Source organism: Bacillus sp. B15-48, assembly GCF_016879755.1.
GTDB lineage: Bacteria > Bacillota > Bacilli > Bacillales > Cytobacillaceae > Mesobacillus_B.
On sequence record NZ_WOFU01000018.1, the window covers coordinates 1 to 19,138 of the forward strand.

18 protein-coding genes, 2 tRNA genes and 1 rRNA gene are annotated in these 19,138 nt (G+C 40.0%); 2 read left to right on the top strand and 19 right to left on the bottom strand.

Translation table 11 applies throughout. The features are described from left to right. The 17 genes from GNT69_RS24015 to spoIIE all read right to left on the bottom strand — a co-directional run. A 16S ribosomal RNA gene (locus GNT69_RS24015) occupies positions 1-60 on the bottom strand; the annotation flags it as partial. A 371-nt stretch (positions 61-431) separates the two neighbouring features. Then, the gene (gene lysS, locus GNT69_RS24020; RefSeq protein ID WP_203557525.1) at positions 432-1,916 is read right to left on the bottom strand and encodes a lysine--tRNA ligase; all 1,485 of its coding nucleotides are present in this window, start codon (positions 1,914-1,916) and stop codon (positions 432-434) included. A 221-nt stretch (positions 1,917-2,137) separates the two neighbouring features. Next, positions 2,138-3,142 (bottom strand): tRNA dihydrouridine synthase DusB, encoded by a 1,005-nt coding sequence (gene dusB / locus GNT69_RS24025; protein ID WP_203557526.1) that lies wholly within the window; start codon positions 3,140-3,142, stop codon positions 2,138-2,140. A 39-nt stretch (positions 3,143-3,181) separates the two neighbouring features. Next, complete coding sequence (locus GNT69_RS24030) at positions 3,182-3,397, bottom strand: helix-turn-helix domain-containing protein (RefSeq protein WP_203557527.1); 216 nt, start codon at positions 3,395-3,397, stop codon at positions 3,182-3,184. Then, a complete protein-coding gene (gene folK, locus GNT69_RS24035; protein ID WP_203557528.1) occupies positions 3,349-3,855 on the bottom strand; it encodes a 2-amino-4-hydroxy-6-hydroxymethyldihydropteridine diphosphokinase in 507 nt (168 codons plus the stop codon). The genes GNT69_RS24030 and folK overlap by 49 nt, the downstream gene beginning before the upstream one ends. A gap of 2 nt (positions 3,856-3,857) precedes the next feature. Next, positions 3,858-4,217, bottom strand: coding sequence for a dihydroneopterin aldolase (gene folB, locus GNT69_RS24040; RefSeq protein WP_203557529.1), 360 nt, complete (start codon positions 4,215-4,217; stop codon positions 3,858-3,860). After that, entirely contained in the window at positions 4,210-5,055 is an 846-nt protein-coding gene (gene folP / locus GNT69_RS24045) for a dihydropteroate synthase (protein ID WP_203557530.1), read from the bottom strand. Before folP ends, folB begins: the two co-directional genes overlap by 8 nt. 178 nt (positions 5,056-5,233) lie before the next feature. After that, positions 5,234-6,157, bottom strand: coding sequence for a cysteine synthase A (gene cysK / locus GNT69_RS24050; RefSeq protein ID WP_203557575.1), 924 nt, complete (start codon positions 6,155-6,157; stop codon positions 5,234-5,236). Positions 6,158-6,352: 195 nt separating this feature from the next. Beyond that, positions 6,353-7,234: a peptidyl-prolyl cis-trans isomerase gene (locus GNT69_RS24055; protein ID WP_203557531.1), complete on the bottom strand. Its 882-nt coding sequence runs from the start codon at positions 7,232-7,234 to the stop codon at positions 6,353-6,355. 22 nt (positions 7,235-7,256) lie between these two features. After that, positions 7,257-8,135 (bottom strand): Hsp33 family molecular chaperone HslO, encoded by an 879-nt coding sequence (gene hslO / locus GNT69_RS24060; protein ID WP_203557532.1) that lies wholly within the window; start codon positions 8,133-8,135, stop codon positions 7,257-7,259. A gap of 51 nt (positions 8,136-8,186) precedes the next feature. Beyond that, entirely contained in the window at positions 8,187-8,948 is a 762-nt protein-coding gene (locus tag GNT69_RS24065; protein WP_203557533.1) for a type III pantothenate kinase, read from the bottom strand. A gap of 111 nt (positions 8,949-9,059) precedes the next feature. Further along, complete coding sequence (gene ftsH / locus GNT69_RS24070; RefSeq protein ID WP_203557534.1) at positions 9,060-11,045, bottom strand: ATP-dependent zinc metalloprotease FtsH; 1,986 nt, start codon at positions 11,043-11,045, stop codon at positions 9,060-9,062. A gap of 110 nt (positions 11,046-11,155) precedes the next feature. Beyond that, positions 11,156-11,701 (bottom strand): hypoxanthine phosphoribosyltransferase, encoded by a 546-nt coding sequence (gene hpt, locus GNT69_RS24075; protein WP_203557535.1) that lies wholly within the window; start codon positions 11,699-11,701, stop codon positions 11,156-11,158. Next, positions 11,698-13,113, bottom strand: coding sequence for a tRNA lysidine(34) synthetase TilS (tilS, locus tag GNT69_RS24080; protein WP_203557536.1), 1,416 nt, complete (start codon positions 13,111-13,113; stop codon positions 11,698-11,700). The genes hpt and tilS overlap by 4 nt, the downstream gene beginning before the upstream one ends. A 68-nt stretch (positions 13,114-13,181) precedes the next feature. Continuing rightward, positions 13,182-14,156, bottom strand: a complete 975-nt coding sequence (locus tag GNT69_RS24085) for a protein kinase domain-containing protein (protein ID WP_203557537.1) — start codon at positions 14,154-14,156, stop codon at positions 13,182-13,184. Further along, positions 14,125-14,862 (bottom strand): vWA domain-containing protein, encoded by a 738-nt coding sequence (locus GNT69_RS24090; RefSeq protein WP_203557538.1) that lies wholly within the window; start codon positions 14,860-14,862, stop codon positions 14,125-14,127. The genes GNT69_RS24085 and GNT69_RS24090 overlap by 32 nt, the downstream gene beginning before the upstream one ends. Positions 14,863-14,952: 90 nt before the next feature. Continuing rightward, positions 14,953-17,427 (bottom strand): stage II sporulation protein E, encoded by a 2,475-nt coding sequence (gene spoIIE / locus GNT69_RS24095; protein WP_203557539.1) that lies wholly within the window; start codon positions 17,425-17,427, stop codon positions 14,953-14,955. Between the two features lie 205 nt (positions 17,428-17,632). On the opposite strand from spoIIE, the gene GNT69_RS24100 reads away from it, so the two are divergent. Then, positions 17,633-17,706 (top strand) — tRNA-Met (locus GNT69_RS24100). A 280-nt stretch (positions 17,707-17,986) separates the two neighbouring features. Further along, positions 17,987-18,058 (top strand) — tRNA-Glu (locus tag GNT69_RS24105). Positions 18,059-18,206: 148 nt separating this feature from the next. Here the strand turns inward: GNT69_RS24105 and GNT69_RS24110 are convergent. Further along, the gene (locus GNT69_RS24110; protein ID WP_203557540.1) at positions 18,207-18,659 is read right to left on the bottom strand and encodes a S1 domain-containing RNA-binding protein; all 453 of its coding nucleotides are present in this window, start codon (positions 18,657-18,659) and stop codon (positions 18,207-18,209) included. Between the two features lie 103 nt (positions 18,660-18,762). Next, complete coding sequence (locus GNT69_RS24115; RefSeq protein WP_203557541.1) at positions 18,763-19,137, bottom strand: FtsB family cell division protein; 375 nt, start codon at positions 19,135-19,137, stop codon at positions 18,763-18,765. Position 19,138: the final 1 nt, after the last annotated feature.

The window sequence follows — 19,138 nt, forward strand, 5'->3', positions numbered from 1 at the left end:
TTGCATGTATTAGGCACGCCGCCAGCGTTCGTCCTGAGCCAGGATCAAACTCTCCAATAAAGAGTAAGCTTTAGCTCATAAAATAAAACGTTGGCTTGTGATCTTCATTATAGAAGAAACACAAATTGTTATTGTTTGTTGACGCTTGTTTGTTTAGTTTTCAAAGAGCAATCTAGCGCTTCGTGATGAAGCAACTTTTATATAATACCAAAACTGTTTTTCTATGTCAACATGTTTTTTAATTTCTTTCATGTTGTCCTTGTTGTTTCGCAACAACAGATATTAATATACCATCGTTGAACTTTGTTGGCAACCTCTTTTTTGATTTTATTTTACAAAAAAGTTCAAAAAAGTTTTCATGCAATTAAAGTTGGTCAATCGCTATTATTATATAGAAAAGCAAAGCGAATAATATCGCTTTGCTTTTTTACTTAACGGTGGCGCATTAATGGAAAGAGTAATACATCACGGATGGATGGCGAATTTGTTAATAGCATGACAAGGCGGTCAATTCCGATCCCAAGTCCGCCAGTTGGTGGCATCCCATATTCTAAAGCTTCGATAAAGTCATCATCCATTTCATGGGCTTCATCATTTCCTTGCTCTTTTTCTTTTAATTGTGCCTCAAAGCGTTCGCGTTGATCGATTGGATCATTTAGTTCAGTGAAGGCATTTGCATGTTCACGAGCAACAATAAATAATTCAAAGCGATCTGTAAAACGCGAATCATCATCATTCTTTTTTGCCAACGGCGAAATCTCTACAGGATGTCCATAGATAAATGTCGGTTGAATAAGCTTTTCCTCTACTTTTTGCTCAAAAAATTCATTGACGATATGTCCGTACTGCATATGTTCAGTTATTTCGATTCCATGCGCTTTCGCTAGCTGACACGCTTCTTCAGTCGTCATTTCCTTCCAAAAATCAACGCCTGTATATTCTTTAATGGCGTCAACCATATGAAGTCTCTTCCACTCTGGTTCTAAATCAATCTCATAGTCACCGTACTGGATTTTCGTTGTTCCAAGGACATCCTTTGCGATGTAAGCAATTAAATTTTCAGTAAGGGACATAATGTCACGATAATCGGCATAGGCTTCATAAAGTTCAATCATCGTAAACTCTGGGTTATGTCTTGTGGAAACTCCTTCGTTCCTAAAGACTCGACCAATTTCATATACTTTTTCTAAGCCACCTACAATTAATCGTTTTAGGTGAAGTTCGATTGCAATTCGCATAAATAGTGTCATATCCAGCGCATTATGATGGGTAATAAACGGACGTGCAGAAGCACCTCCGGCAATCGAATGCATCATCGGTGTTTCAACTTCTAAATAACCATGATCATCAAGGTAGCGGCGCATTGATTGAATAATTCGGCTGCGATTAATAAACGTTTCTTTGCTTTCATCGCTCACGATAAGGTCCAGATAACGCTGGCGGTAACGTTGTTCTACATCTTTTAACCCATGGAATTTATCCGGTAGCGGACGCAATGCCTTTGATAAAAACACGAATTCACTAACCTTAACTGATAATTCTCCGACCTTTGTTTTAAACAGAGTTCCAGTAATTCCAACTAAATCACCGAGATCAACATCATTAAAGATTTCATATTGCTCTTCACCAACCATATCTTGACGAACATAAATTTGAATTTGTCCATTCAAATCTTTAACGTGAGCAAAGCCCGCTTTCCCTTTGCCACGCTTTGTCATAATACGGCCAGCTATTTTTACAGAAACATTTATAGCATCAAGCTCTTCTTTATCTAGATTCTCAAACTCACGCACAATTTGCCCTGTATGATGGGTCCGCTCAAACCGTTTACCGAATGGATCAAGTCCTTTTTCTCTTAAGGCATTCATTTTTTCTCTTCTGACTAAAAACTGGTCATTTAATTCTTCCTGACTCATTTATTTTCACTCCAATTATGAAATTGTTGGTTCATTATGTAAACTAGTTTGTCGAAAACAATATTGTATTTAGCCCTAGTTCAAAACTCCAGAGGGGCTTTAACAAGAACTCGATGTTTCTAACTTAGTATGATGGTAAATAGCAAAAAACTGCCAGTTTGAGACTGGCAGTAGTTGTCAATAACAAATGTATTATAGAAAAAGCGGCTCTGAATGTCAACTTAAACTGCTTTTGACGCTTCGATTGTCATTTTTGCCTCGACTTCTTCAACGTAGTTTGTTAAAAGGCTTACCAGTTGGGCACGAGTCGTACATTCATTTACCGCATTGCGGACTATTGCATTGCCGCAGGTTGCCTTCAAATACCAAGCAGCATGCTTGCGCATTTCACGAACAGCAATATTTTCATTTTTTAACTCAATTAATCGGTCAAGATGAAGAAGACAGACATCAATTTTTTCACGAACAGTTGGTTCCCCGATTAATTCTCCCGTTTCCAAAAACTTTACTGTTCGGTAAATCATCCATGGATTCCCTAGTGCAGCACGTCCGATCATCACACCGTCTACACCAGTCTCGTCTAACATTCGCTTTGCATCTTGTGGAGACTGAACATCGCCGTTCCCAATGAGTGGAATATTAATTTCTTGCTTTACTTCTCGTATAATATCCCAATTCGCTTTGCCTTCATACATTTGCACACGTGTGCGTCCGTGAAGGGCAATCGCACTGCCGCCAGCACGTTCTACAGCTTGTGCATTTTGAACCGCGTAAATATGGTCATCGTCCCAGCCCATACGCATCTTTACTGTTACAGGTTTATCAACAGCATCCACTACCGCTGAAACCATATCATAAATTTTATTTGGATCTAATAGCCACCTTGCTCCCGCATCACATTTCGTAATTTTTGGAACAGGGCATCCCATATTGATATCAATAATGGCGGCATTCGTATTTTTATCAACAAATTTCGCAGCATCAACAAGCGTTTCTTTTTCACCGCCAAAGATTTGCAGACTTAATGGATATTCCCGTTCATCAATATATAGCATGTCTAATGTTTTTTCATTTTGGAAAACAATTCCCTTATCACTGACCATTTCTGCGCATACAAGACCAGCGCCAAATTCTTTTACGGTCAGGCGAAAAGCGGAGTTACAGACTCCTGCCATCGGAGCTAGAACGACAGGATTATCAATTTGAATATCACCGATTTTTAGCATCATCTACCTCCTCGTTTTCATTTATTTATTATAAGGGTCCTATTCACCCTCATCTGGAGGAGTGAGTTCATCTACACTTATATTAAGCTGATAAGCCACACGAGTTTTAAATATTTCATCTGGCATCCGATTCCCCCGCTCAATTTCACCGAGAAGAGAGACAGAGATACCTAGTTGTTTCGCCAAACTTTCCTGTGTAAAACCTTTTAGTTTTCGAAAAGCGCGAATACGTCTTCCCCATTTTTCTGCTTCCATATACGGACTCCTTCTTTATCAGGTAGACTGGCTATTGCTGAGGCCAGCTTACTACCTAATTCTAGTTCTCCTAACGGAATCATCACAAAAGCTCGCTCTTGCATTCTTGGATGCGGAATCGTCAGCTTCTCTGATTTTATATTTTCTTGATTATACAATAAAATGTCAAGATCTAATGTTCTCGGCCCCCACACTTTTCCCCGTTTTCTTCCAAGTAAATCTTCAATCATTAACAGTTCTTCTAATAATTCATAAGGGCCCAGCTCTGTCTCCACTTGAAGCACCATATTTAAAAATCGATCCTGATCTGTGTATCCGATAGGCTCTGTCTCATAAATAGATGAAGTATTTACCACATTTATTTTTCCATGACTATCTATTTGTTTAACAGCTTTACTGATGTATTCAAACCGATCTCCGATATTTGATCCTACAGCAATAAATACATTATTCTTCAAGCTCATCGACCTCTCGTTATTTCTACAGCAACAGATTGATAATGTCCGGGAATCGGTGGGTCAGGCTTAATCACTTTTACATGGCAAATAGACACATTTAAAAATTCTCCAAGTGTTTTAGTCGCTATTTCCTCAGCTACTGCCTCAACAAGCTTAAAAGGCTTTCCTTCTACGACATGTTGGCAAATTTCATAGAGTTCAGCATAATTAATCGAATCTTCTAAGCAATCGCTTTTCCCAGCCTTTGCGAGATCTAATTCAATTGTAAGGTCAACAATAAAGCGCTGCCCGAGTTTTGTTTCCTCCGGAAATACACCATGATACCCATAAAACTCCATTTTATTAAGATGTATTTTATCCATTCTTTCGTCCCTTTCCGATTAAAGCATCCATCATCTTTGCCATTCTAGACATTTCCTTAACATCATGGACACGAACGATCTGGCAGCCTTTTTGAATCCCGTAACAAACGGTAGCACCAGTGCCTTCCATTCTTTCGGTTACTGGTAAGTTAAGAATATTGCCAATAAATCTCTTTCTTGATGTCCCGAGCAGAACTGGATATCCCAATGATACCATTGTATCGAGATTTCTCATCATTTCAAGGTTTTGCTCATGATTTTTCGCAAAACCAATTCCCGGATCAAGAATGATTTTCTCTGGTTTCACCCCCGCAATTCTTGCGAGACCGACGCTTTTAAATAAATCATTATAAACATCGCGAATAAAATAACTATATTGCTCATCCTTACGGTTATGTTGAAGAATAATTGGAACATCATATTTTGAGGCAACCTTTGCTATATCCATATCAGCTTTAGCTCCCCATATATCATTGATAATATGTGCGCCAGCTTCAAGCGCTCCACTGGCAACAGTAGATTTATACGTATCTACTGACAAGGGAATATCGATATTGGCTGCAATCGCCTCAATAATTGGAATGATTCGTTCTAATTCCTCTTCGGGAGAAATCGGTGTATAGCCAGGCCTCGTTGATTCACCACCGATATCAATAATATCCGCTCCATCTTCGACCATTTGACTCACATGTTTTAGAGCTGCATCGATTCGGTTATACTTCCCACCATCCGAGAATGAATCAGGGGTAACATTTAAAACCCCCATTATTAACGTTTTTTCTTGGTAATCCAAACGGTATCGCCCTGCTTGGATGATGCCATGTTTTTGCTCGATCATTTTCTTCCTCCAATGTAATGAAATTGTCTTCTATAAAGGTTTAAGTGGTTTTTATGATACACACACATTACTTATTATTTCACTAACTAACATCATACATGAAGGCATTCTTTGTTTCATTTCTTTTAGACATAAAAAAGAGGCATTCTCCTGGAAGCCTGCCTCTTTCCTGCTATTTCTAGTCGAATTGGTACAATGGAGTACTTAAATAACGCTCCCCATTACTTGGGATAATCGCAAGGACTTTCTTGCCTTTCCCAAGTTTCTTCGCAACTTCTAAAGCCGCATAAATAGCTGCTCCCGAAGAAATACCACCTAATACTCCTTCTTCTTTCGCTGCACGGCGCGCATATTCAAAAGCTTGCTCATTTTCCACTTGAATAACTTCGTCGTAGACCTCTGTATTCAAAACATCAGGGACAAACCCAGCACCGATTCCTTGAATTTTATGTGGACCTGGTTTCCCGCCAGATAACACAGGAGAATCCGTTGGCTCTACAGCGACAATCTTAATTCCTTCGTATTTTTCGCGAAGAACCTTTCCTGCTCCAGTAATTGTTCCACCAGTACCAATCCCTGAAACAAATGCATCTAGCTGGTCACCCATTTGTTCAACAATTTCTGGACCTGTTGTTTTTTCATGAACAATTGGATTGGCGAAATTCTTAAATTGCTGCGGCATAAAATAGCCTTTTTCCTTTGCCAACTCTTCCGCTTTTCTAATTGCTCCGCCCATACCTTCCGGACCTGGTGTTAATACTAGTTCTGCTCCGTAAGCTCTAAGCAGATTTCGTCGTTCCAAACTCATCGTCTCTGGCATAACTAAAGTGGCTTTATAGCCTTTAGCAGCCGCAACCATTGCTAGCCCAATTCCCGTATTTCCACTAGTAGGTTCAACAATGATATCGTCTTTTTTTAACTCGCCACTCTCTTCAGCTGCTTCTATCATTGCAAGGGCAATCCTATCTTTTACACTGCTTCCTGGATTCATATACTCTAATTTCACGTATACTTCTGCACTGTTCTCATCTGTTAATCGGTTTAATTTCACAATTGGCGTACGTCCGATAAGATCTATCACTGAGTTTGCTATTTGTCCCATCATAATCCCTCTCTTTATCTTTATATTTATTCCGAGTAAATGTATTGGTTTAATTTAAATTTACCAACCTTAACTAGTAATGTCAATCAAATTAAAGTTTTTTTACGTAAACTTTTAAAATTTTCCACAAATTGATGCTATTTATACGGGAAAAAAGGTACAAATCTGGATGGTGATTTGTACCTTTCTCATGAACTACTTATTCGTTTGATCTTCATATAACCAGGTTACATCTGCTTCATTCCAATAATCTTGAATAGAAATAGGTATTTCCATTTGTTCAATAGCCATCAGCCGGCGGATTTGCTCTCTCACTTCTTCAAAGGAATACGTTTTTCCCTCAAGTTTTTCATGTAAATATAGGATTGCATAACCTGAATCAATCTTAATTGGCTTAGACGACCATGAGAGCGAATCGAGCTTCTCAGCTTCCTCAATTAGACGTCGGTCAATTCTTTCTCGATCTTTATTAATAAAACCGATGTCACCGCCATGATAGGCTGAAAATTCATCAATGGATCGTTCCATTGCTAGTGCAGCAAAGCTTGAACCTTCCTCAAGCTCCGCAACTGTCTGTTCTGCTTCTCTTTCGGTCTCAACAATGATTTGCGAAACATGATACGATGTTGCGAAAGTAAACATTTTTTCATTTTGTTGGTAGTATCCCCTCAGCTCATCCTCAGGAATCAACACATCTTTTGTAAGCAGTTCTTCTAGAATCAACCCAGTTTCCACCTGTTCTCTCCAGTCTTCATCGGCAAGAGTCTGCCCAGAAGTTCCATATAGCCTTCTATACATCGCCAATTCCTGTTCAAGAGTGCTCGGTGGAATCTCAATTCCGTATTCATCTGCTATTTGTTTCATTACTTTCTGATCAATTAAACTCCGCAGCGTTTCTTCACCATATCTTTCTTCCATCGCTTGCAGCCATTCATGCTTTGTAATTGCTTCGCCTCCGATTGTTGCAACTGTTTCTCTTGCTGCATTCCAATCTCCACGGGCCAGAAAAAACATGATGGTCAGCATATTACTGACAGCTAGGACAATAACAACGAGCCTAAGCTGTTTTTTACCCATGTTTCTCCTCCAAAGAGCTCATCTATCTTGCTTCTTTCTTTATTTGTTCTAATTCCTCTTTTGTAAATATATATTCTTCATTGCAAAAATGGCACTGTGCTTCCGCCTGCCCATCCTTAAGAATCATATCCTCAATTTCTTCTTCACCTAAACTAACAATTGCGTTGGAAAAACGTTCCTTCGAACATTTACACGTGAATGTTACAGGCAATGAATCAAGTATCTTTACATTCGCTTTTCCTAACACCTCGTTTAATAGCTCCTCAGGAGTTAATCCTCTATCAATTAACTTTGAAACAGGCGGAACCTCTTGCAACCTCTTTTCAATCGACGAGATCGTCTCTTCATCGACACCTGGCATCAACTGGATGATAAAACCACCCGCTGCCTTAATGCTGTTGTCAGGATTCACTAGCACACCAACTCCGACAGAGGATGGGACCTGTTCCGATGTGACAAAATAATACGTGAAATCCTCTCCAAGCTCCCCTGAAACAATTGGTACTTGACCAGTAAAATAATCCCGCAAGCCGATATCCTTCACAATTGAAAGCATGCCATCCGTTCCAACAGCTCGTCTCACATCTAGCTTGCCATGTTCATTTAAGTCAAAATGCACATGGGGATTTGATACATAACCGCGAACCTCGCCTTTTGCATTGCTATCAACGAGGATGACTCCAAGCGGTCCACCTCCTTCTATTTTAATCGTTAAGTTTTCTTCCCCTTTTAACATCGCGCCCATCATTACACCTGCAGAAATCGTCCGTCCTAGCGCTGCAGAAGCGATAGGCCATGTATAGTGGCGACGTTGCGCCTCTCCAACCGCTTCCGTACTCTTTACTGCGTATGCTCTTACTTGACCACCAAAGGCTAGCGCTCTAACTAAATAATCACTCATATTCGGTTTTTTACCCCTTTCTCATTAACACACTTACTAGCTATTCATTTTCTACTGATTGCGCCCATAAATCAGCTTTAATCCTTTTAAAGTTAAATCTGTGTCAACGATGTCAATTTCAGTCGTTTCTTTGGCAATTAACGGTGCAAGCCCACCTGTAGCAATCACCGTTGGGTTCCCACCTTTCGCTTTCATCCGTTTAACTATTCCCTCTACTTGACCTACATATCCATATAAAATCCCTGCCTGCATCGCTGATACTGTATTTTTCCCAATGACATCATCAGGTCTTGAAATTTCAATTCTCGGTAACTTAGCTGCCTTCGAGTACAAAGCTTCTGTCGATATTCCAATTCCAGGAGCAATCGCTCCGCCCATATACTGCTTTTGGTCATTTATGTAGCAATAAGTAGTCGCTGTCCCAAAATCAACGATAATGAGTGGGCTTCCATATTCATGGATTGCAGCAACGGCATTGACGATACGGTCCGCGCCCACTTCACGCGGATTATCGTACTTAATGTTTAACCCCGTTTTAATCCCAGGACCTACAACTAATGGTTTAATTTGAAAATATTTTTGACACATTCCCTCCAAAGAAAACATAATTGGAGGCACAACAGATGAAATAATGATTCCATCGATTTGTGATGCGACTAATTTTGCATCCTCAAATAATGATTTTATCGTCATTCCATATTCATCTTCTGTTTTATGGCGGTTCGTCTCAATTCGCCAATGATGTGTTAACTCTGGTCCATTGTATACACCTAAAACAATATTTGTATTTCCTACATCAATTACAAAGATCAAATTACTCACCACTTTATGTTTTTTTCAACCTATAACCTGCCAACATCATACCATAATTCAATGTTCTCTAAAAACATAAAAAGATGCCCTTTAAAGGACATCTTTTTACTGTTATTCTTTCGGCTTATCTTCTTTTTTATCGTCTATGTCTCTGTTTTCTTCTGATGGTTTTTCCTCATCGTTAGCAGTTGGTTCGTCTGAGTCTTCCTCAGATTTTTTATTAATCGTTACTTTTACATCTTCGCTTTCCACTATTTTCGCTGAACTGCGATCTGGTAATGTACCATGATCAGCAAGATGCCTAATTTGTTCTGCATCTAGAGTTTCAACATCTAATAATGTTTTCGCAATGATATCAAGCTTATCTCTGTTATCGGTGAGAATTTGTTTTGCTCGAGCATAAGATTCCTTAATAATTCGTTGGATCTCTAAATCAATATCATAGGCAATTGCATCAGAGTAATTTTGCTCATTATGAAAATCGCGTCCAAGGAAGACTTGCCCTCCTTGTGCTTGACCGAATTGAAGCGGACCAAGCTTATCACTCATCCCATATTCAGTGACCATTTTCCTCGCAATAGTCGTTGCGCGTTGGAAGTCGTTATGAGCTCCTGTACTCACTTCGCCAAAGACAATTTCTTCTGCGACACGGCCACCGAGAAGTCCGGTGATTTTATCAAGAAGCTCTGGTTTTGTCATAAAGTAACGGTCCTCTTTTGGCATCATAACCGCATAGCCACCCGCTTGACCACGTGGAACGATGGTTACTTTATGAACAATATCGGCATCATCTAATATTAGCCCGATTACAGTATGTCCGCTTTCGTGGAAAGCAACGATATTCCGTTCCTTCGTCGAAATGACGCGTGTCTTTTTCGCCGGACCAGCAATTACCCGGTCTGTCGCTTCATCGATATCTTCCATTTCAATTTTCTTCTTATTTTGACGAGCAGCTACAAGGGCAGCTTCGTTCAATAGGTTTTCTAAATCTGCACCAGAAAAACCTGGTGTGCGTTGAGCAATCGCTCGCATGTTGACAGAATCAGCCAATGGCTTGTTGCGTGCGTGAACGTTAAGAACCGCCTCACGTCCATTCACATCTGGACGGTCAACTGTAATTTGACGGTCAAAACGTCCAGGGCGTAAAAGTGCTGGGTCGAGAATATCCGGACGGTTTGTTGCGGCAACAATAATGATACCTTCATTTGCGCCAAATCCATCCATTTCAACAAGCAACTGGTTCAATGTTTGTTCACGCTCATCGTGCCCACCACCAAGACCTGCTCCACGCTGGCGGCCAACTGCGTCAATTTCATCAATAAAGATTATACATGGTGCATTTTTCTTTGCATTTTCAAATAAATCACGTACACGAGATGCACCGACACCGACAAACATCTCGACAAAGTCAGAACCACTTATCGAGAAGAACGGTGTGCCTGCTTCCCCTGCAACTGCACGGGCAAGTAATGTTTTACCAGTTCCAGGAGGTCCCACTAAAAGGATCCCCTTAGGAATTCTCGCTCCTAGTTCAGCGAACTTACGAGGGTCTTTTAAGAATTCAACAACTTCTATAAGCTCTTGCTTTTCTTCATCTGCTCCCGCAACATCTTTAAAGCGTACTTTTTTCTTCTCATCGTTATAGAGCTTCGCTTTGCTCTTACCGAAGTTCATGACTCGACTTCCGCCCCCTTGGGCTTGGTTCAATAAGAAGAAGAAGAGAATGAAGATGATAATGAATGGAATGATTGATGTAAAGAATGTCACCCAGCCACTCGTTTCCTTCGCTGGTAAAACTTCAACCTTTGCAATCTCTGCAATCGCTCTGATTTCAGCTAACTGAGACTCGCTGTTCCACACGTAAGTAATAAAAAATTCGTTTTCTTCAGCGCCTACCATTTGCCCTCTAACTTCATATACGCCTCGCTCTGGCTGAATGGTTAGTGCTTGTACTCGGCCATTTTCAAGTTCTTCTATGAATTCATTATAGGCAATCGGCTGTGTAGGCTGATTGCTCCCATTAAAGAAACTGACAACCCCAATAATCACTAAAAATATTAATAAATAAAAGATGGTATTACGGAAAATCCGATTCATCCCTTACCTCCTCCCACGGTCAACAGACTATATTAAATATTATCACAAAAAATTAGCGCTATACAAGGAATAAACCTTATTTAAAAATGTTATCGTCTTAAAAGACCCGTTTAATCGTTCTTTGTATAAACTTCCGGTTTTAGCACTCCGATGTAAGGGAGATTACGATATTTTTCCGCATAGTCCAACCCATAGCCAACAACAAACGCATCCGGCACGACAAATCCTACATAATCCGCTTGCAGGTCAACCTTTCTCCCCGTAGGTTTATCTAGTAATGTAACAATTTTAATGGACTTTGCCTTTCGATAGCGAAATAACTCAACAAGATAGCTAAGTGTGAGTCCACTATCAATGATATCTTCAATAATTAAAATATCTCTGCCTTCAACTGATGTGTCTAAGTCCTTCACTATCTTAACTTCTCCTGATGAAACAGTGGAGCTCCCGTAGCTAGAAACATCCATGAAATCCATTTCCAAGTAGGTATCAACTTTTTTAAGTAAATCAGCCATAAATGGCATCGCACCTTTTAAAACGCCGATCGCTAGCGGAAAACGACCATTGTACTCCTCGGTCAACAATTGTCCGAGCTCCTTTGTTTTCTCTTGCAATTCTTCCTCTGAAATGAGGATTTTTTCAATATCATGTTTCATTGTCCTTGTGCCCCCTGAAATAGATCATGCTTATAAATTAGTATTAACACAGCATCGTGCATCGTTTCGTCCTCAACAGTATCACTCGATTTTTTTAGGCCTGGAACCCAAAGTATTTTGTCATTAGAGTCAGTAATAACTGGCCATTGATCTCGTGCAAACAGTGGAATTTTCTTTTCGATGAAAATATCCTTCAGTTTTTTCGTCCCCGTCATTCCTTTTACGGACATTCGATCTCCAGTCCTTCTAGTTCGGATAATTAGCGGAAAGTTCGTGTCACTCATATTTACGTAAAAAGACCAATCTTTCTGCATCTCACCTAACTGATTTGTCCAATACTTTGCTTCAAGCATACCTCCATCAGGCAACTTCACCAACCCAGGACCATTGATCTCAATAGAGAATGGTTCATAATCAACTGGGTTTGCTTCAAAATACAAATCACCATATGAGCGTGTGATTTTTAAGCCATTTGGAAAATCAAGAGAACCAGATGGATGAGGATTTTGAATCATTGAGTAAATGCTATCAATATGTATAGCGGAAAGCGATGTAGGCAGTTCTTTGTAAAGATAATCTAATATTAGTTTAATCCCCCGCCTTTGTAAAGGTATTGGCATAGCAAGAAAATCATCAATACGAAGGGTAACCGCGCCTTCTGTTTTCCTCATTACTTTATTCATTTCTGTGTTTGTTAATTCAATAAGATATTCATCATCCTTTTCCAATTCTTCACTAAAACGCTGAAAATGCACATGTACATGGGGGTTTTCTTTTTTTAAAAATGGAAGAACATGTCTTCTAAACCGATTTCGAATATAAAAATCTTTTTCATTGCTAGGATCTAGCCGTGGTTTTAATTGATGATCTTCGCAATAAGACTCCAGTTCTGCTTTTGTCAAACATAAGAAAGGACGAATGATCTGACCATCTGCAATCGGCCGCGAAAATGGCATTCCTGCTCTTGCTTTCCCTGAGCTGCCACGAGTCAATCTCATTAAAATCGTTTCGATTTGATCATCGCCATGATGAGCCAATGCCAAAAGTTCCATTCGATGTTTTTTCATTGCTTTCTCGAAGAATTGGTATCTTTGTTCACGTGCGGCTGTTTGCGAACTTTTACCGGAGCTTTTCATATATTCGGGAACATTCACTTGTATCATTTCAAACGGAATCTTTCTCTCCTCGCAAAAATCGCGAACAAACAAGGCATCTTGGTAAGATTCCGCCCCCCTAAACATATGGTCGACATGAAGCGCCAATAAATTTAAGTCAAATTTCTCTTTCATTCGCCATAAATAATGTAAGAGTGCGAGAGAATCAGGCCCGCCTGATACACCGACAGCTACCGATTTCCCTTGTAAATGAATTCCTTGCTTTTTTAAAAAGATAGAGACCTTTGTATCTATCATATTGATCTTCCTTTTTGATTTTGTATATCCCTATTATACGAACGAAGAGCTGAAAAGTTTCAAAGAAATTAAAGAATCTGGCTATAAATATAGAATAAATAAATGATTGATATGGAAGCGATTAATAGAACCGTTTCTAATAAACTACCTTTCTTTTTTGCCTTGCCAGCATTTTTCTTAACCCTTGTTTGTTGTGAATTCGGTTTGTGTTGTGTCTGCTTTGACCTTCTTTGTCGTTTAGAAGGCTGAAGTGTTTGTAAAACATCCTTTCTCATTTCACTCGCTGAGAGGTATTGGCCCTCAAGCGCTTTTTGAATCACGCCTTCAAACAATTTCAATTCTGATTTCTGCTTCACCATTTGCATGATCTGTGAAAGCCCGCCAGTCGTTTTATTAAATCTCTTCGGATAGGCTGTATTGATGATCACCATCGCAACAGCAAAAAGATCATAGCTTTCATCTGCTTTTCTACCGCCAAGCCCCCAATATCCCCGATCATAAAATTCCGTAAACTCCTTTATTGCTCTCCCCTTTAATGTCGTTCCTCCCACATCTATACATCTCACTCTTGCTGGCGGCCCAGTTACGATCAAATTCTCAGGCTTTAAATCCCCAAAAACCCAACCATTTCTGTGTAATACCTCAAGATCGTTCAACAATTGGAGCATCAGAACGCCTAACCATTCGTTTCCTTTTCCCTGAATATATGACAATAAATCTGGTCCTTTAATGTACTCCATCACATAAAAGCTATTTCTTTGGCCAACTTGTTCCCAATCATCGACATCATACAAAGAAGGCCCAAGGGCAGACCCCTGGACCTTGGTAAAAGATTTAAGCACATTGACCTCAGTCGTGATCGAGGATGAATTGTCACTTATTTTTAAAGCTGCCGGACGGGTTCCATCCCGTACTAAATAAACAATACCATTTGCACCGAAACCGAGTTGTTTAACGACAATATACTCCTTCTGATGCCATTTCCCTCGAATGCTCGTTCCGGGACTAAGTTTAGACAGACTCTTCAAAGTATTGTTCATCATCACGAGAAAGCAGTCTCCTTAATGATCGTTTTTGCTCAAAGTAGCTAATGGCTTCCTTTATAGCTGGACCTGTCGGTGTAATTCCACCTGTCGTAAGCTTTGAAAAAATCGAGGTAAGCGATTCAAGCCTTGGTGTCCACTCAAGTAATTTTTCAACTTCTTTTCTTTTCCCTGGAAATACAAAAACGGAAAAGCGGTTATCTCCTGAACGAGCATTCAAGCTTATGCTAAGATCGATTAATGACTCTTTAACAGTAGGAAGTTTATGCTTCATGCTAGCACTAGTATCCACAAGAATTAACACTTCTAGTGACACCGTTTCTCCTAGTTCATCCACGACTTCCATCACTTCACCACGTTGCTCTGGCGGCAAATCCTCCATCGTCTTTGCTCCACCTAAAATTTGCTGCAACTCCTTGTTCACAACCCCCTGTAGCGTTTGTGTCATTGCCTTTCGAGTCACCATTTGAACGGTTTGCGAAAGTTGTTGCGAGTATACGACCTGACTGACACCACCACCAGCAAGTGCAATTCCTTCAATTTCTTTTAAACCTTGATCATCAATGACATCCTTCTCCATCACACCAATGACATTTACGGTTACACCTTGTTCTTTGGCAAGTGCAGCCATCGCTATCGGATCTTCTCCCTGGTTTGAGCAACCATCTGTAATGAGCAAAATTTGCTTCAACGTCCCCGTTTTCATCGAAACCCCTCCGTATCGCTAAAGTTACTACCATCATCGACACAGAAGGGAAAAAATATACATAATCTGCTTTGGCAAAGGATTTAACAGTTATGCCTGCTTTCGGAGGTTTTGTACAGGAATTGATGCCCATTTCGGAATATTATGGTCAATTTTTGCTACGACAACGGTCATATCGTCTTCGATTAATCCTGACCTCGAACGGATCACTTCTTCCATGATTAAATCAGCAATTGCTTGCGGGTCATCCGTTTCTAGTTCAGCTATTTTCCTTTTCATCCATAGATCATAGTTTTCTACATGTTTCGGTCCTTCAAAAACGCCGTCACTCATCATAACGAGCAAATCACCAGCCTTTAATTGCTCACTAACGACATCAACTTCAAAATCATGGAGGATCCCCATCGGTAAATTACTTGCTTGTACTTTAATAATTTTATTTCCTCTTTTTATAAAACTAGGAGTGGAGCCAATTTTTAAAAAGCGAGACGAAGCATCTTTTAGATCAATCATCGCCAAATCTAAAGTGGAAAAAATCTCGTCCGTCGTTCTTAAAGAAAGAATCGAGTTCACTGATTTAATCGCTACTTTCTCATCAATCCCAGACTGAAGGATTTTTTGCAATAGTTTTAATGTTTCTTGACTTTCCGAATGAGCTCGTTCGCCATTACCCATACCATCACTAATCGCAATCGCAAATTTCCTGCTTCCTAATTCAATTGTCGAAAAGCTATCTCCAGAAATTAAGTCCCCATCTTTAGCGGCATGCGCTACCCCCGTATTAACTTTAAAGGCCTTTGCTGAGCGGAATGTTACCTGACAAAAACCATTAGGAGTTTTTGCGCATTCCTCAGCGCTAACAAGAATCGTTTCACCAAGAATATCTGAAAGCATTGGTGCAATTAATTTCTCGCACTCACCATGTCCCCCACAAAAAGGAATGGTCATATCTATATCAACATTTCCTTGTTCGAGGCTAAAGATTTCGACTTGTTCAATTTCAATGCCAAATTCCTGAAGCGCATTTAAGATTTGCTCCTCTTGTTTATGATGATTTTCTCGTTCTCTTTGAATCTCCTTAGCAAAATCCTCCATCACTTCTGATACACCTAATAATTGTTCTGCAACAAGTTTTCGGCTTTCCTGGACCTGCTTTTTTAATTTCCGGTTAGCCTGATAAAATGTTAATTGATGCTGGATAATTTCCAACACTTTTTTTGAACGTGTACAATGTTTATCCCATTCACGCGACAATTGCAGCGAAATCGTCCCGTTTTGATCCATTTCATGCATAATATTGCTCATATGTTCATAGGTTGTATTAAAGTTCCGGGCCCAACAATGATCCTTTTTAAAACAAGTTTGACATGTTTTTTCAGTAACATTGCTCAGGAAATAATCAAGGTCGCGATCGGGTTCATCTCGAATTTCTTCCTGTTCAATGGTTGAGAAACTATTTGAAAGCGCCTGAAATACATTTGAAAATTGCGCCACCCGTCTAGCCGTTACATCACGCATTTTCCGCATATAATGCTGTTGTTCGGCTGAATATTCTGATGTACCTGGGATATGTTTAGCTATTTTTGACGTAAGGATACTCGGAGTTAGTAGAAACAATAGAACCGCTACCGAAGACTCAAGCATCATTTTACTTAACGGTTCGCCTGTTTCCCCATACATTCCGATTAACAAGGTTGCAAGGAGAAGTCCGACAGAAACGCCAATCTTTCTCCCCTCTTTTAATAACCCGCCCAAAAGCCCTGCAAAGGCGAGCAAACTTAAATGAGAAAAACTTGATAAACTAGCGAGACTAAAAATCAAGCCAGTTACGACCCCAACAGTAGATCCAACCGTCGCCCCAGCAACAAAGGCAAATAACAATACCATATAGCGAGCCAATGTGTGTTCAACGGAAACATCATAAATGCTCCAACCAATCGTCCCAGTCATAATCGAAGCGAGCATAATAATGAGGCAAACAATTTCTTCTGTTTTTAATGACTGCTTTCGTTTGCTAATCGTCATTAGCGGAATTCCCTGTAAGAAGATTAAGGTAAGAATTAGGCCTAATCCCGCTTCCGTTCCAACCATTGCCCAATCAAAAACAGTTAATTGGCTATTAATAAAGAAACTTCTTGATAGCTCCATCAATGCGATTGTCAAAAAAACAACGAGGGGCAGTGCTTTTAAATCACTTTTCACCCAATTTTCAACAAGACGATACAATAATATAAATATAAGAATTGTTCCAAATGTAAAAGCAGCTTCTGAAAGGGCTAACGTCGCTGACCCAGCCACTAATCCTAGGAGGGCAAGCGGTGCACGGTCTCTTCGGATTAGAAAGACGGCTGCAAAGAATGGTAAACTAAAAGGCGTTAGTTTTGCTAAAATTAATGCCCTGCCTAAAAGGAAACCAATAAATAAAAAGATATAGCCTTTCTTAAAGAAGAATAGATCAAAGGCTGTCTGAATTTTCCCTAACAGTTTGGAGAAATCAAATCTCTGTTTAGCAAGATTGACTTCACTTGCAGGCTTCATCATAGTCGTCCTTTCTACATTTTGCATTTATAACACTCCTTGCCTTTTTATCGTTGCTTTTCATTATAAAAAATGAATCGCTAAAATTTTGTCAAAATGAAGGACAAGCATTCTATTTTCGTTCGACTGTATATGTGCTGAAAAGACAACATAATTCTTTTGTTTTTTCATTGACAGGATGGGAATATCTCGGTATTATGAATCTTGTGTTTTAATTACACACGAAATTCTTGGCGGTGTAGCTCAGCTGGCTAGAGCGTACGGTTCATACCCGTAAGGTCGGGGGTTCGATCCCCTCCGCCGCTATACTTGGATGCGAAGGCGACTGTTTAGCGACGTATGGCCTGGAGCGCTTCGACTGAGATAAAGGAAACACGAAGAGCGTTAGCGATTCGATGTTGACTTATCGTAGGGAGGAGAGCGAAGGACACTAGTCGCTAGGAGCCGTAGCTGGACAATCTTGGATGCGGAGGCGCCTTGATCAGGGACGACAGGCATAAGACGAGCCGGCGAGAAGGTTGTTCTTTAACCTTCTTGTCCGGATTGGCTTATAACCCCGAGTCCCTAGGCGCCGCAGCTAATTCATGGCCCCTTGGTCAAGCGGTTAAGACACCGCCCTTTCACGGCGGTAACACGGGTTCGAATCCCGTAGGGGTCATCACAAAAAGAAAAGGAAAAAGCACTGATTTCTATTGTATCAGTGCTTTTTCTAGCTTAATAGATTGCGTAAAAACAAAAGACAAGTCAGTTGACTTGTCTTAAAAAGGCGAAATGCCTTTGTTTCGTATATATTAGTCAGCAGCAAGTTATCCTCTTTTCGCCCCTCTACCTCCTCGTTTTGATTCAGTATTGCGCTTCAAAGATGACAAGCGGTCTTCACTATCCTTTAAAAACTTTGCCATTTTTGTTTCAAAATTTTCCGGACGGGTGGTGTTACGATTATCATTTGCTTTATTATGGCGCGGACGCTGTGAGTATGGCTTTGAGTATGGCTTTGAATCTGGCTTAGCAGGCCTTTCAGGTTTATCCACTGCCTTTTTAATCGAGAGACCGATTTTTCCATCCTTTTCAACATTAATTACTTTTACTTCGACTTGTTGGCCGACCTTTAAATGATCATTAATGTCCTTGACGTAATTGTCGGCAACCTCACTAATATGGACAAGCCCTGTTGATCCTTCCGGCAGCTCCACAAACGCTCCGAAATTCGTAATACCGGTTACTTTCCCCTGCAACTTGCTGCCTACTTCGATTGACATAAAAAGAATTTTCCTCCTTAAAAGTATAAAAAATCAAACTTACTTTATATTATACCGAATTTCGAAAAAGGGTGTCAATAAGCCACTCATTCTACTGTATTTCTTATTTTCCCTCCGGTAAACTAAAAATGATTTCTCCTTCTTGTGACAAGAAATAATCCCTTCTAGCCAATTTGGCAATATACTCCTCATCGTTTAATTTGGAGATTTCATTCTCAAGATATGCATGCCGTTTTTGTAATTCAGCCAATTCCTGTTCACGTTCTTCCATTATTTGCTGCTTTTCTTCTAATGCAGCCGTTTGCGAAATAAACGTCGTTAACATAATCACTGTCATAAATACCGCAAAGACAAAGAAGACTGCGAGGCGCCTATATAACCGTTTTTGCTTTCTCGTTTTTGCAATTCCTTCGTTCTTCCTCTGTTGTATATACTCATTTTCAAGTTTAGCAATCGTTCGTTTCCTTATGGCGCTCATA

Bases quoted from the DNA above. Each gene is read 5' to 3' on its own strand.
- GNT69_RS24055 (WP_203557531.1), bottom strand. From the start codon at position 7,234: ATGGGTAAAAAACAGCTTAGGCTCGTTGTTATTGTCCTAGCTGTCAGT.
- dusB (WP_203557526.1), bottom strand. From the start codon at position 3,142: ATGCTAAAAATCGGTGATATTCAAATTGATAATCCTGTCGTTCTAGCT.
- spoIIE (WP_203557539.1), bottom strand. From the start codon at position 17,427: ATGCAAAATGTAGAAAGGACGACTATGATGAAGCCTGCAAGTGAAGTC.
- GNT69_RS24085 (WP_203557537.1), bottom strand. From the start codon at position 14,156: ATGATGAACAATACTTTGAAGAGTCTGTCTAAACTTAGTCCCGGAACG.
- ftsH (WP_203557534.1), bottom strand. From the start codon at position 11,045: ATGAATCGGATTTTCCGTAATACCATCTTTTATTTATTAATATTTTTA.
- hpt (WP_203557535.1), bottom strand. From the start codon at position 11,701: ATGAAACATGATATTGAAAAAATCCTCATTTCAGAGGAAGAATTGCAA.
- cysK (WP_203557575.1), bottom strand. From the start codon at position 6,157: ATGGGACAAATAGCAAACTCAGTGATAGATCTTATCGGACGTACGCCA.
- hslO (WP_203557532.1), bottom strand. From the start codon at position 8,135: ATGAGTGATTATTTAGTTAGAGCGCTAGCCTTTGGTGGTCAAGTAAGA.
- folB (WP_203557529.1), bottom strand. From the start codon at position 4,217: ATGGATAAAATACATCTTAATAAAATGGAGTTTTATGGGTATCATGGT.
- tilS (WP_203557536.1), bottom strand. From the start codon at position 13,113: ATGATAGATACAAAGGTCTCTATCTTTTTAAAAAAGCAAGGAATTCAT.
- lysS (WP_203557525.1), bottom strand. From the start codon at position 1,916: ATGAGTCAGGAAGAATTAAATGACCAGTTTTTAGTCAGAAGAGAAAAA.
- GNT69_RS24030 (WP_203557527.1), bottom strand. From the start codon at position 3,397: ATGGAAGCAGAAAAATGGGGAAGACGTATTCGCGCTTTTCGAAAACTA.
- folP (WP_203557530.1), bottom strand. From the start codon at position 5,055: ATGATCGAGCAAAAACATGGCATCATCCAAGCAGGGCGATACCGTTTG.
- GNT69_RS24110 (WP_203557540.1), bottom strand. From the start codon at position 18,659: ATGTCAATCGAAGTAGGCAGCAAGTTGCAGGGGAAAGTAACCGGTATT.
- GNT69_RS24115 (WP_203557541.1), bottom strand. From the start codon at position 19,137: ATGAGCGCCATAAGGAAACGAACGATTGCTAAACTTGAAAATGAGTAT.
- GNT69_RS24090 (WP_203557538.1), bottom strand. From the start codon at position 14,862: ATGAAAACGGGGACGTTGAAGCAAATTTTGCTCATTACAGATGGTTGC.